This window comes from Brevibacillus halotolerans (assembly GCF_026891775.1).
GTDB classification, from domain to species: domain Bacteria; phylum Bacillota; class Bacilli; order Brevibacillales; family Brevibacillaceae; genus Brevibacillus_B; species Brevibacillus_B halotolerans.
Genome location: NZ_JAPTNK010000036.1, coordinates 1 through 12,479, shown reverse-complemented (window position 1 = coordinate 12,479; position 12,479 = coordinate 1). Strand labels below are relative to the sequence as shown.

The window sequence follows — 12,479 nt, the reverse complement described above, 5'->3', positions numbered from 1 at the left end:
AAGCTCACAAATTTTCATAGTTTCATCTCCTTATTTATGGTCAAAAAATAAAAAAAGCCCTATGCTAACCATAAACCTATTGCTGGTTTCATGGCTCACATAGAGCTTTGTTATTCTGGAATAAGCTGCATACAAGCGGCATTGAATTAAACTAAAATATCATGTTTCTAGTATATTTCAATTAATAAAAAACTAAAAGTAATAGTTAATTTAATAGTATTTTACCTTTATCTAATAAGTGGACTAATAAATTGTATCTAACTAACAGTTCTTTATACCATTCGTAATCCCCTAGAAATGTGGCTTGAAGCATAAGACACTGAAGATCCTCTAATTCACACTTTGGATCATATTCTTTAGCAAATTCTTTTTCAATAACGATAACCTTAAAGTCATTTTTAAGGAAACAGCCAACTTGTAAAGTATAAGAACGCTGGTCTAGTACAATACCTAAACAATTATCAGGAACTTCACCGACCGCATCTGGAATATATACCCATTTCATATCCATACATTACCCCCGAAAATTAATCACTTTTTTTCGTAGCTCCACAAAGGAGTAACCCGTAGATTGCTGGTCCGCTTACAAAAGTAGCAATTAAAAACAAAGGTAGTAATCTTATTATAATGTAAAGAATTCATCGTTACCATCTAATATTTTATTGAGATTTGAAAGGTCAAAGGTTGATAGAAAAAACTCAAATGATAAACGCCTTTATTTTGGATTCGGGCGTTAGATTTATACCCATTAACTTATAGTAAAACAACACAATACACTATCCCAATAACATGGCAGTTTTAATAAGTTAGTGGTGTTCAATTCCCTGTAATTAAATATTGATTATCCTTTTACTAATTTAAATTCTACATCCACCTTATTTTTCTATTTTGATTTGGGGGAATGTAAGTTCTTCTTACAGGTGACCACAGATACTCGTTCAGTTTCTTATCTTCGTGATACTGACGTAACATCTCTGCGTATTACGGTAAAAGTGAATCCAAGAATTTAGTAATCTATCATCTTTTTATATATACATTTTTTTACTAAAGGATATATTTTTTCGTTTAATGCTAAAAATTCCCATGTAATCTTCCGATATATTATTTGGGTATATTTGTATATCCACTATTATTTCAGAAAATATTGGGAGGATGACCATGGTATCAGTTTCTAGTGCTTCAAATTCTTACAGGCAAAATATGAACAGTTCAAGAGAAGTAATGGCTTTGAGAAATCAACAAGAGCAACGTAACAATGATCATCTGCAGGGTAATATTCAAAACGATAGGATACAAATATCTAAAGAAGGTAAACAATTATATCTAGCTAGCGCTTCAGCTAGTTCTAATTCATGGTGGGATGATTTAAAAGATACAGCCTCTGATTGGATTGATTCTAGTAAGAGATGGCTAGTTGATGCTGGTAACTTTTTATTAGACGCTGCCAAAGCAGGACTGGACTTCTTAATTTTAGATGATGTAAAAACAATTTTTGATCCAAAAGCTAGTGATGCAGAGAAAGGATTCGCAATTCTCTCTCTATTCCCTGCAGGTAAGGGAGCAAAGGTCGGTAAAAAAACGTATGACCTACTGAAAAAATACGGTGATGATGTAATCGATCTTGCAAATGATGTCCTCAAAGGACGACAGAAGATTGGTAAATATTTTGTGAAATCTAGGATCGATGAAGATAGAGTTATCTTAAAAGAGACTGAAAAAGCTATGAAAAGCCCTATTATTCAAAGGGAAGCTAATAACTTGGTCGAAAAATACCTAAGAGGCCTAAACCCAAATAAAGGTTCAAGACCTTTATTTGGAAATGTACATGAACTTAGAGGAGAGGAAGGAGCAAGAGTATATTATAGAATGAAAGGAGATACTTTTGAGATTTTAGGGAAATCAGATAAACATAATCAGCAAACGGTAATTGATCGATTGAGAAAGCTTTATAATTAAATATTTGTAAAAGGGGTTCTATAGATGAAGATGAATCAATTAAAGAAACATCAGAAAAAAAACATTTGGATTAGATCAGAAATTGGTGAAGGAGAGTTTGATCCTTACGACGAAAATACAGATGTCATCGTAACCTTCCCGAATCGAACAAGATATGTTGCCTCATTCTTTACTTATAAAAACATTGAAAGTATAAGACAACATAATAAAGAATGCGGTGAAAATATGAGTGGACTATATTTCTGGTCAAGCGATATGGTGATAGTCGACAATATCAAAGCCGAGACGATTACATCCATTATCGATCAGTTAATCACAGAGGATAAATTCGAAAGTTTATTTACTAAAATTGAAGATGTATCCCCTGATTCTGACCATTTGTATGATGAAGGATTTTTTGATTTTTAAATTGATATTATGAAATGCACCCCTTTAAGTAACAGTGGAAAATCCCAATCGTTAATAAGAAATACAACATCGGACCTTTCAATTCTAGAAAAGACTTCATTAGCTACAGTCATATTGAAAGCTTTGAAGTTCAAGAATACAGTAGATAATAAGATACCCCCTCCTACACTGGTCAAGGCCCCGTTTAGTAGACAGTAAGAAAACCCCCGGCCGTTAGGCCGCTAACTGACGCCTAAATTCACTAGGCGTCAGTTTATTTAACTTCAGTTGAAGACGTTCTTCGTTGTAAAAATAAATGTAATTTTCAATTCTCCTTTGAGCATCTTGAAGATCTCGTATATCATAGGGATATAGGGCTTCAGTTTTCAAATGAGAAAAGAAGCTTTCTATCGAGGCATTGTCTAGGCAATTGCCCCGTCGGGACATGCTGATTTGGGCGCCAACCGTAGGCAGCATGTAGTGGTATGCATGGGACGTGTACTGGGAACCTTGGTCGCTGTGAACGATCAAACCAGTCACGTCTTTTTGCATTTCGAATGCTTTCCTAAAAGTCTCTAGAACAAGCTCATTGTCATTTCGAGTACTGATATGATAAGCGATAATCTCATGCGTACATAAATCTTTGATTGCAGAAAGGTAGATACGTTCTTCACCGATGCGATAATGGGTAACGTCAGTTACCCATTTTTGATTAGGCTCTTGAGCGGTAAAATCACGTTTGAGTAAATTATCTGCAATACGTCCATCCGATACCTTTGCTTGATGGACAGTCATATAGGAACGTTTACGGCGAATGATGGATTTGAGTCCCAGATTTTGCATGATGCGTAATACTTTCTTATGATTAACCCTACAACCAAATTGGCGTAACAGTTCGGCCTGAATTCGGCGATATCCATATATTCCTTTTCTTTGTTCATAGATCGTTCTGATCCGTTTTTTCATCAATTTATCCCTATACAAGTTTCTAGTAGAGAGGTATTTGTAATAGCCACTTCTCGAAACTCCTAACACCTTACAAACCTGAGTAATTGGATATATTGTAGACAAAATCTCCACAATCCGATACTTCTTCCTTACACCTCCCGCATCCAGATTTCCAAACACTTTTTTAGGATTTCATTCTCGCGCTTCAGTTTTTGGACATATCTATCCTGATCAATATAGGCCTCACGACGTCCGCGTCGATCTAGAAGTCCAAACTCACCCTGTTGTCTGTTCTTTCTCATCCACTTTTTTATGCGATCTTTGTCCTGAATTTCCAAATGCTCTACAATTGTTTATACGTCCACTTTTCCTCAATGTGTAAACGAATAGCTTCCATTTTCAATGATTCTGGATAACTTTTAAATTTTTGTCCTTTAACCGCCATTAAAAAATACACCCCCTAAAGTCATCGGATAACCTTGGGGCTTTTTCCAATGTCTACTTTAAGGGGTGCACTTCAGAGTGAATCGGGGTGTTTATATAATATTTTTTATTTAAATGGTTCTTTTATATTAGTAAGCATTCACTTTGTGTTCTCTTTTTACACCATTTGGATAACGTTCTGTTATCCATCCAGTGTTAGGGGCATCTGGATCTACTTGTAGATACCACGTCAAATTAGGTGCTTCACCTCTTGAATACACATGATACCCTCTAGTTTCTGATGTATAAAAAACATTTTTTGAATCTGAATATAACCGAACTGGAGGTCCTCCTTTAACTGCATCAACAGCAGGTTTAATCAATAAGACTTGAGAGTTTGTTTCCTTTACAGTGTTAACATCAGTAGCTGCAAAGGTAGGAACAGCTAAAGCTACAGTAAGAACTGCAAAAGTAGATAATGATACTAAAGATTTCTTCACTCTAAATCACCTCATACTTTTATTTGTAAATAAATTACATTTTTATAATGAAATAGAATCTTTTTCTAGTAAATAATATCATAATGAAATAGCAACAATTTATTATTTAATCAAATAATTATATAAATGTTAAATAGTTTTGAATCAGTTATTCTATTCTAATTCACCTTAAATTTTCCTTCCATTCACTTCAAGAGACTTGGTAATTTCATCTCTTATCTGATCCAACGTTTGGGAGCATCTACACATTGAGCAGTTGTTATATTGAAAGTCGGCGATACTGTTACGGTATTCCTTTTGCTTGTACAAACGTCATTTCTTGCTATAGAAGCGTTCGCCCACATGATAGACTGCTCTAAATTAGTCATGGCTAGGATTTCTCACGACTATTAGGACATAATTCCTCAATCAAATAGGCCAACTGTTTTGCTTTCTCACGTAACGCTGTATATTTCTCTGGCTGCCCTTCTTTTGGAGAATGATACATAAAGGTATTTTCGATTTGTTGATTCAAGGTAATTCCTCCTACAGAATAAATTTAGAGATATTAACGTTTGCGAATTAGTCTAGGTTCCCAGTTATCCATTTTCTCTCTAACTCGATTCATCCGTTCCTGCGTTTCTTCAAATTCACTTTCGAACTTATTAATTTCCTTTTTCAGTTCATCTCCAATTGCTTTTATGACTCCGTTAACATCAGCACCTGTATCCACAGTTATATGCGCCACATTAATCACCCCTTCATGAAAAAAAGCCACCCGGTTATCGAGTAGCTCTATTCCTATTTGAGTTTAATTTATATACTCTGTGTATACATTGTAATCTTGTCTAATATCCGTGTTTATTGCCCTAGAATCGACACATATATAGTATTTTTTCCCTGCTTCAACCTCAAATTGTAAAACCTCTCCTGGATCATTTGTAGATGCTATCTTACTTGGGCGTTTCCCTTTTCTCTCTTCATACACTTCTACATCAATAATATTTCTATACCCTTTACTATAAGCAAAGACTAAACTAACTTTACCCGAGCGCGTAGGGGTAAATGTATACCAATCATGATCATCATCCTCAGGTACTTCCCCGTTTATTTGACCACCGATCATATATGAATTGGCTTGTTCCATGGTATCATTTGGTTCGCGATCATAGAATATCGCTGCCAACGTATTTACTTCTGTTGCTTCTGCAATTTCTGTTGCTTCAATTTTCTCTGTAGCCAATGCGGATGAGGAAATACTTGTAACTAGAGCTAATGTTAAAAGACTAAAAATTACTTTTTTCAATTAAAGCACCTCCAAGTATTTTATATGTAAATATATACCAAATATATATTTTTTTACAACATTTTGCAATGTATTGATATTTTTTGATATACTTTAATTTTCGTATCTTTCATGCATCAATCTACAACATTTGATGGATTTAGGTAGCTACTGTGTTTGATTAAGTCTTTGCTCTAGCTTTAATTTAAGATCGTAATGACCTGAATCATCCTCATAAGTTGCAAATTCGTAGTTTTGATAATCAAGAGAGCTAATGATTAATTCAATTTCTTTATCGCTTAAAGAAACACTTTTCAATTCAGCACCTCCCATCGTTTTACCCTTCTACATATAGGTGGCTTTTGCATGACAAAAAAAGCTACTCAGTAATAAGTGAGTAGCTTTGGTATCCGATAAATATTCAAACATATCTTATTCTTCTTTTACCCAAACCGTATACCAATGAGTATCTGTAGTATACTGCTTATCAATATGCGAAAATTTGTATTGCTCGCCACTATACGTGATATAAGTACCTACAAAATCACTTTCAGAATAATCTTTCTTAGGATACTTAAAACCGACAGCATTACATTCTTTGCAGTATTTATTAGGTTGAACGGAAGACACTACATTACCTTGAGCTAATGCTGGAACCGCCATAGTTAGTATTGCTACCGTACTTCTACGTTAAAAAAAATATAAGACAATCCCCTTGAAACAACAGACTCCTGATTTAAACATAATCATACGTGAAAACTCATAAAATTTTAGAGGGGCAAATATGGCCCCTCTTTTTCATTAGAAATATGAGTAATAAGACAATGAACCATAACCAAAATCGGAAATATCATAATGTCTTTCCTAGATAATTACCATAACCCTCTTTAATTAAGCCACGGCGTAACTTTTGATTAGCACTCTCTGAAATATAGTCCAAAATGACACTTAAACGATCTTGGTCTGGTAAGCGTTCCCGATCATGAGACTTAAGATATTCGTCTTCTAGTTCCCTTATTTTAGCGAATATAGACCGCTCATCTACAAACCTGTAGGTCTGAACCATATGATCGAAAATAAAAGCTAGACCTTGAGTTGTAATGATACCGAACCTTTTGCAATAATCTTCTGCACGATCAACATACTGCATACCAGCATCCTCTTGATACTTTTGATTGTTTCGACTTCTACCCATGTCCTGAAAAGGAATTTTCCACTCGGGTACTACTCCTCCACCCCGTAAGGAGATACTCGTTCCCCACCTGACTTGATCCTCTTTTCTATATTCAAAAACTACTTTCTTGAGTATGGTTGCCTTTTCTTTCCCAAAAATAGATGTAAACTCTGATTCATGATATCTATTATAATTTTTAAGCACAGGCTGTAGAGTTGCTTGGCCAAAGTTAAACTGAAGAATCCCAAAAGACAGTCCTTGTCTATCAAAATTACCAGTCACAGTAGAAAAGCCATCGTGTCCTTCCAAAAAAACCAGTGTGTACCAAAAGGTCTCTGACTAATGAACTTGCAATTGCCATTACTTCACGCCCTTTATTATATTTTGGTAGCAAAAAAGCCCACCATACAGGGAGTGAGTTAGTTATGAACTCACTCCCTGTATACTAGGCATAAAAAAAGCTACCCGGTTATCGAGTAGCTCTATTCGTTTATTGAGTTTATTTTATATACTCTGTGTATACATTGTAATCATGTCTTAAATCCGAGTTTCTAACATAAGGATATACATTTATATAATATTTTTTTCCTACTTCAACATCAAATTGTAAAACCTCTCCTGGGATTTCTGTTTGAACTATAGGCGTTTTCGGTCTGTTCCATGTAGATACACGTAATTTAAGAATATTCTTAAAACCTTTACTATAAGCAAAGACTAAACTAACTTTACCCGAGCGCGTAGGGGTAAATGTATACCAGTCATCTCTATCTCTAACCTTATCCGTCAATTCCCCGTTTATTTGCCCACCTATCATATATGGATTGGCTTGTTCCGGGTCATCATTTGGTTCACGATCATAGAATATCGCTGCCAACGTATTTACTTCTGTCGCTTCTGCTACTTCTGTTGCTCCAATTTTTTCTGTAGCCAATGCGGATGAGGAAATACTTGTAACTAGAGCTAATGTTAAAAGACTAAAAATTACTTTTTTCAATTAAAGCACCTCCAAGTATTTTATATGCAAACATACCAAATATATACTTTTTTACAATATTTTTCAATATATTGATATTTTTTAATATATTTTAATTTTTATATCTTTCATGCATCAATCTACAACATTTGATGGATATAGGTAGCTACTGTGTTTGTTTAAGTCTTACTCTAGCTTTAATTTAAGATCGTAATGACCTGAATCATCCTCATAAGTTGCAAATTCGTAGTTTTGATAATCAAGAGCGCTAATGATTAATTCAATTTCTTTATCACTTAAAGAAACACTTTTCAATTCAGTACCTCCCATCGTATTACCCTTCTACTTATAGGTGGCATTTGCATGACAAAAAAGCCACTCATCAAGAGTGAAGTGCACCCCTTAAAGTAGACATTGGAAAAAGCCCCAAGGTTATCCGAGGGACTGACCCCCGTTTGTAGGACAGGGATCAAAACACTTTACACGTTTAAGTAGCTAGTCGTCGGAATTCAACCGGTGACTGGTTGTTTAGTTTTGTTTGAATGAATTGAGTTTATAATAAGAGATATATTCTCGAACGGTCTGTTCAACGATTGCCGTCGTTGTACAGATTAATCCTTCAAGGATGAACGTTTCCGACTTGAGGCAGGCGTGAACGATTCAATCGGGGCGTTATCAGCAGATTTTCCCTTCCGGGTTTTTGAGTGACGTATGCATTTTCTAACGCATGTAAAACTAACCTTACTGTCATATTCTGAGAAAACTCCTTCTCCAAAAGGAGTAAATTCTTTCACCCATTTATAAATGGTTACTTCTAATATGCCATATTCGCTAGATAAATCCTTTACCTTGTGACCAGAATGATAAAGCTCTACAATTGTTCTTTAAAATCTTCATTGTATTTTTGTTTGTACTATTTTGTTCATCCGTACTGATCTCCTATAAGTTCATTGTAAGAACTTAACTAAGAGGTGTCCATGAAACTATACTAACTCCAGTTTTCAAAAAATGTTATTCAATATATTAATTAATCTTTTCTTTTCTGATTCATTACATGTTCTTGGATTATTATACCACCCAAGTTGAAGCGAAATAACGGAAACTGGGATGCAGGTGTTGAACGATACCTCGGATTTAGGGGAATAAAAAAGAACCGCAGTATAGAAGTCGACCTTCGGACTCTTAACTGCCGTTCTTCATGAGATTATGGACGCGAATGAATGGGCTGCGAATGAAAGACACTTTCGGATGACTTCGATGGATTTTAAAATCGTTTCCCGTCTTGCTGATGAAAGTAATTATTCATCCATTCTAAATCAGTGGTTCCTTGAAGCAACCAACCATCCGTGTATAGTTCTTCCTTCGAAATTGCTCCGAGCATATAATTCGAAATTGAGTGGAGATTTTGGTGAACTGCATACAGCTTGCGGAACAAATCGTTCGGCATAAAGTTTAATTGAAAGAAACCTGCTACCCCAATTGCTTTTACTTTGCTTTTCGGATCTTTCTCATACCTAGCTACTACCCGATGGTTCCCATCAATAACAATCTGGTCTCCAGTAAGAAAAAAATCAACAACAATAACCGGCATGTTATTGGTATAGGCGTATTCCAATCGACCCTTCTGAATATCCGTTCTTTTGGTAAATGGATATAATTCTTCTGCAGTCCCTTCGAATATTTGCCCAATCCCCTGCCAAAATACATGATCAATCGCTACCTTGGCTCTATTTATATCCCAAATTAGGGTGTAGCCACCTTTGCAATGTGAAAAATCAACCCTCTTTTCAAATAGTTCATGACCAAGCATCATGTACGCCATATTGTTATCTGCGGTATCAATTTTGCGTTTGTAGTATAATACCAGATCATCAAGTCCATCAAACTGGTTTACAATCTCTCTCCCTTGAAAGACTGTCCTATCGAGAAAACTCTTAAAAAAGTCTTCTAAGTCATGCATCTTCAAATTCTCTCACTCCTATCAGAATTCAAATAGTGGGTTCCTACAACCCCTTATTAGATAATTCTCCGAACTTCGCTACATATTCTGGTTTGACTTCTATATCACCTGATTCGGTCGATTTTGAAATATCTACCGTATTAAATATGAAATTATCATTTTTTTCAAACTGAACATATGGGATTGGCTATTTCTTCTCACCGTTAAGGAATCGTGTTAACTTTGGTAACAAAACTGCTCCTCTTTCATTGCCGTCTACCCCAAAATATCCTGCATACTCATCCTGAATGATTAGATACATGAGCTCATAAAGAGAAATATCAAATTGCTCTCCAACTGGTACTGTTCGATAGGTTATATCGTTTGCAAGATCAATACCTGTTTCATCATCCTTTTTAATGTCGATTACAGGGACTTGAATATCTTCATCAGATTTTAAAGTTACACCAATCTCTCTTGAAAAACCGCATTTATTTGGGTAACCTAACGAATGAACAAAATGCAAAGTACCAGACTTATTGCCCAATTTCTTCCTTTGATTCTTGTCTATTGAATCAATAATTCTGTCCCCTCTTTTTAGCAATTCCTCTTCACTCGTTGATCTATAATTTACTGAAACCCCTGATAACCCTAATTCTTCCTGAAGTGCAATTGTTATCCGTGTAGGTACTGAATAAGTATTGGTACCTCTACTTTCACTGTCCTTTTTACTCGGGCGATTTCTCCGCTTCCCATTAGGAACTAATGGAGCAAACCTCTCAAATCCTTGCTTGATCACCCACTTTCCATCAGGACTTTGTTCATCAATGTCTACCATTAGGGCTTTGATAGAACCTTCACCTTTTGCAAAGTTTATTGTTGGGGTTGGAAGTTTGACATCTTCCCTCTCACCATCCATAAATGCAACTAATTTTGGTGAGAAATATGCACCATTAGGATCATTGTTTGCTTCCAAAAAGCCAGCATATTCATCTCTTATTATTAAGAACATAAATTCGTAATAGGTTAGATAAAATTCCTTTCCTGCTTTTACTTCTCTAATTGAAATATCTTTTTCAACATCGATACCAGTTTCTTTGTTCTTCAAAACATCAATTACTGGAACACTGATATCTTCGCGAAACTAATACTACCCCAACAGGCTTGGATTTACCTTTATATCTAACTGACCCTAATGCCAGCAAGCGCTTGAAATGTAAAGTTCCAGACTTACTGCTGAGAAATTTACGCTCCTCAATAGTCATTGAAGCAGTAATTTCATTACCAACATTGATGACTTCCTCGTTTGCTGCAGTTATTTTGTAATAAGGATCGTCACTGTTATTGTCCTTTTTATCGTAATCAATCTTGAACCGTTTTTTTGACCAAGTTTTGGAACTTTTTTGCCCCTTACTCCTACGTAGTTTTTTATCATCGCTGCTCATTGAGGACATACTCTCTCCCTCCTTTTATTTCCATCTTATCAAATGTTTTTCTACTACAACAATACTGTTACCCAATTCATCTACTGATTAAGCAATAGAATGAGGATGCCTAGAACACTTGCTCATAAAATTAGCCGACCGTTGACGGTCGGCTCTGTCGTTTCGCCTATTCACTTTCTAATTGCTTGATTCGTTCGTTAATGATAAGGAGTTTATTGTATATCTCCATTCTTTCACTCCAGGTCAAGTTCTGGTGTGCTGCTTCTCTAACAAGCTCGTCACGTAGTGATACCAATGAGTGAACATCAACAATGTGTGATATTCTCCAGAAAAAATTCATTCCCAATGCTCCAACCCCTTTTGTAAGGTATATGGAGCGAACAAGATAAAACCATTACACCTAAACATCGGGATGTCGTTTTTTTATGTCGTTCTTCGAATCCATACGTTAAAGACGTTCAACTGGAACTAGATGGGTTACCTCTATGTAAAAAAGTAAGGTAATTAAAAACTGTCCGTTTGATTTCCTAAGTGGCTAGCTTGTTTTCGTAATTGGTTAAGAAAATTCCTTATGTCAGCGATAGTTTCTTTGCAAAAATCCCCAGATGATATTGTAATAAAATGAAATGAATCATAATCAACCGAATCAAAGGATGATAGAGCTTCTATAATTTTATTTTCATTTTTCATTCCTTCTAGAATTCCTAAATTATGTGCAAAACAGTTACGGATTAGATTATACTTCTTAATTCTATTCCATTCAGGACTTTGATCGGGAAATTCGATATTGCATACCTTTTTAAGATACTTTGCAGCTTTTTCAATTCCTTGACCAGTTAAATCATTATATTTGACTAGAATATCTTCTTGCCTCTCAAAATCTTTACACATTGTTACTAGTTGATGTTCAAAATAAGCATAGCAGGAAAGGAACACGGTTGCCCGTAAAATCGTTGGGAATTTAATATTCCAGTGAAAATATCCCTCTGTGGTAACTGGTTCCAAATCCTCCGATCTTGATTCTATGAATAATTCTACATTTTCGATATATTCTTCTAAGCTATTGAGTTCATCCATATATGATGAAACAATATGCACTTCACTAAAGAACCCCATATTCTACACCTCCTACATTATTTTATATAGTATATCGCTAATGGAAATTGTTGTTAAGAATTAAGTGTTATGAAATGCATTCATATTGAATGTATTGAGTAACATTCGCGTAAAAACGTCTCATTCCTTGATATACCTGGAATGAGACGTTTTTAATTTACTGGTTTTAAAGTTAGTGATTTGAACGTGACATGTTGAATCTATTTATTCGAAGTTGCTTTTATTTTTTGATCCCTATTTGGCAAAATTACCTTTACATATTCTACATGTGATCCAATCCCTAATAACTGAAGACATTTCACAATACCATCGTTTATTGCTTCATCAACCTTTTCAATATGGATGTATGGTTTT

At 35.1% G+C, this 12,479-nt stretch carries 19 protein-coding genes and 2 pseudogenes; 2 read left to right on the top strand and 19 right to left on the bottom strand.

Going from position 1 to position 12,479, the window contains the following annotated elements; genetic code table 11:
* Positions 1-205: 205 nt before the first annotated feature.
* Positions 206-511, bottom strand: a complete 306-nt coding sequence (locus O0550_RS23875) for a hypothetical protein (RefSeq protein WP_258427410.1) — start codon at positions 509-511, stop codon at positions 206-208.
* Between the two features lie 647 nt (positions 512-1,158).
* Here O0550_RS23875 and O0550_RS23870 point away from each other — a divergent pair.
* Positions 1,159-1,956 (top strand): hypothetical protein, encoded by a 798-nt coding sequence (locus O0550_RS23870; protein ID WP_258427409.1) that lies wholly within the window; start codon positions 1,159-1,161, stop codon positions 1,954-1,956.
* A gap of 24 nt (positions 1,957-1,980) precedes the next feature.
* Positions 1,981-2,364, top strand: coding sequence for a hypothetical protein (locus tag O0550_RS23865; RefSeq protein ID WP_003343605.1), 384 nt, complete (start codon positions 1,981-1,983; stop codon positions 2,362-2,364).
* A 213-nt stretch (positions 2,365-2,577) separates the two neighbouring features.
* Here O0550_RS23865 and O0550_RS23860 read toward each other — a convergent pair whose 3' ends face one another.
* The 18 genes and pseudogenes from O0550_RS23860 to O0550_RS23775 form a co-directional block, all read right to left on the bottom strand.
* Entirely contained in the window at positions 2,578-3,423 is an 846-nt protein-coding gene (locus O0550_RS23860) for an IS3 family transposase (RefSeq protein ID WP_258427408.1), read from the bottom strand.
* 17 nt (positions 3,424-3,440) lie between these two features.
* Positions 3,441-3,593, bottom strand: a complete 153-nt coding sequence (locus O0550_RS23855; RefSeq protein WP_258427407.1) for a hypothetical protein — start codon at positions 3,591-3,593, stop codon at positions 3,441-3,443.
* A gap of 270 nt (positions 3,594-3,863) precedes the next feature.
* Entirely contained in the window at positions 3,864-4,214 is a 351-nt protein-coding gene (locus O0550_RS23850; RefSeq protein WP_258427406.1) for a hypothetical protein, read from the bottom strand.
* Positions 4,215-4,584: 370 nt separating this feature from the next.
* On the bottom strand, positions 4,585-4,728 hold the full coding sequence (locus tag O0550_RS23845; protein WP_258427405.1) for an Acb2/Tad1 domain-containing protein: 144 nt from the start codon (positions 4,726-4,728) through the stop codon (positions 4,585-4,587).
* Positions 4,729-4,761: 33 nt separating this feature from the next.
* Positions 4,762-4,941, bottom strand: a complete 180-nt coding sequence (locus O0550_RS23840) for a hypothetical protein (RefSeq protein WP_258427404.1) — start codon at positions 4,939-4,941, stop codon at positions 4,762-4,764.
* 63 nt (positions 4,942-5,004) lie between these two features.
* Positions 5,005-5,499, bottom strand: a complete 495-nt coding sequence (locus tag O0550_RS23835; RefSeq protein ID WP_258427403.1) for a hypothetical protein — start codon at positions 5,497-5,499, stop codon at positions 5,005-5,007.
* Positions 5,500-5,646: 147 nt separating this feature from the next.
* Complete coding sequence (locus O0550_RS23830) at positions 5,647-5,811, bottom strand: hypothetical protein (protein WP_258427402.1); 165 nt, start codon at positions 5,809-5,811, stop codon at positions 5,647-5,649.
* A 99-nt stretch (positions 5,812-5,910) separates the two neighbouring features.
* Positions 5,911-6,141, bottom strand: a complete 231-nt coding sequence (locus tag O0550_RS23825) for a hypothetical protein (protein ID WP_258427401.1) — start codon at positions 6,139-6,141, stop codon at positions 5,911-5,913.
* Between the two features lie 187 nt (positions 6,142-6,328).
* Positions 6,329-6,934 (bottom strand): hypothetical protein, encoded by a 606-nt coding sequence (locus tag O0550_RS23820; protein WP_258427400.1) that lies wholly within the window; start codon positions 6,932-6,934, stop codon positions 6,329-6,331.
* Positions 6,935-7,151: 217 nt separating this feature from the next.
* On the bottom strand, positions 7,152-7,646 hold the full coding sequence (locus O0550_RS23815; RefSeq protein WP_258427399.1) for a hypothetical protein: 495 nt from the start codon (positions 7,644-7,646) through the stop codon (positions 7,152-7,154).
* 165 nt (positions 7,647-7,811) lie between these two features.
* The gene (locus O0550_RS23810; protein ID WP_258427398.1) at positions 7,812-7,940 is read right to left on the bottom strand and encodes a hypothetical protein; all 129 of its coding nucleotides are present in this window, start codon (positions 7,938-7,940) and stop codon (positions 7,812-7,814) included.
* A gap of 172 nt (positions 7,941-8,112) precedes the next feature.
* Positions 8,113-8,344, bottom strand: a pseudogene (locus O0550_RS23805) (IS3 family transposase); the annotation flags it as partial.
* 57 nt (positions 8,345-8,401) lie between these two features.
* Positions 8,402-8,532 (bottom strand): annotated as a pseudogene (locus O0550_RS23800) (transposase); the annotation flags it as partial.
* 357 nt (positions 8,533-8,889) lie between these two features.
* Positions 8,890-9,591, bottom strand: a complete 702-nt coding sequence (locus tag O0550_RS23795) for a hypothetical protein (RefSeq protein WP_258427397.1) — start codon at positions 9,589-9,591, stop codon at positions 8,890-8,892.
* A gap of 181 nt (positions 9,592-9,772) precedes the next feature.
* Complete coding sequence (locus tag O0550_RS23790) at positions 9,773-10,672, bottom strand: hypothetical protein (protein WP_258427396.1); 900 nt, start codon at positions 10,670-10,672, stop codon at positions 9,773-9,775.
* A 4-nt stretch (positions 10,673-10,676) separates the two neighbouring features.
* A complete protein-coding gene (locus O0550_RS23785) occupies positions 10,677-11,018 on the bottom strand; it encodes a hypothetical protein (protein WP_258427395.1) in 342 nt (113 codons plus the stop codon).
* A 157-nt stretch (positions 11,019-11,175) separates the two neighbouring features.
* Positions 11,176-11,349, bottom strand: coding sequence for a hypothetical protein (locus O0550_RS23780; RefSeq protein ID WP_258427394.1), 174 nt, complete (start codon positions 11,347-11,349; stop codon positions 11,176-11,178).
* A 164-nt stretch (positions 11,350-11,513) separates the two neighbouring features.
* Positions 11,514-12,125: a hypothetical protein gene (locus O0550_RS23775; protein ID WP_258427393.1), complete on the bottom strand. Its 612-nt coding sequence runs from the start codon at positions 12,123-12,125 to the stop codon at positions 11,514-11,516.
* Between the last annotated feature and the right edge of the window lie 354 nt (positions 12,126-12,479).

What these genes read in the sequence shown, in the direction of transcription:
- O0550_RS23875 (WP_258427410.1), bottom strand. Translation starts at nt 511, where the DNA reads ATGGATATGAAATGGGTATATATTCCAGATGCGGTCGGTGAAGTTCCT.
- O0550_RS23785 (WP_258427395.1), bottom strand. Translation starts at nt 11,018, where the DNA reads ATGTCCTCAATGAGCAGCGATGATAAAAAACTACGTAGGAGTAAGGGG.
- O0550_RS23780 (WP_258427394.1), bottom strand. Translation starts at nt 11,349, where the DNA reads ATGAATTTTTTCTGGAGAATATCACACATTGTTGATGTTCACTCATTG.
- O0550_RS23825 (WP_258427401.1), bottom strand. Translation starts at nt 6,141, where the DNA reads ATGGCGGTTCCAGCATTAGCTCAAGGTAATGTAGTGTCTTCCGTTCAA.
- O0550_RS23830 (WP_258427402.1), bottom strand. Translation starts at nt 5,811, where the DNA reads ATGGGAGGTGCTGAATTGAAAAGTGTTTCTTTAAGCGATAAAGAAATT.
- O0550_RS23865 (WP_003343605.1), top strand. Translation starts at nt 1,981, where the DNA reads ATGAAGATGAATCAATTAAAGAAACATCAGAAAAAAAACATTTGGATT.
- O0550_RS23775 (WP_258427393.1), bottom strand. Translation starts at nt 12,125, where the DNA reads ATGGGGTTCTTTAGTGAAGTGCATATTGTTTCATCATATATGGATGAA.
- O0550_RS23855 (WP_258427407.1), bottom strand. Translation starts at nt 3,593, where the DNA reads ATGAGAAAGAACAGACAACAGGGTGAGTTTGGACTTCTAGATCGACGC.
- O0550_RS23870 (WP_258427409.1), top strand. Translation starts at nt 1,159, where the DNA reads ATGGTATCAGTTTCTAGTGCTTCAAATTCTTACAGGCAAAATATGAAC.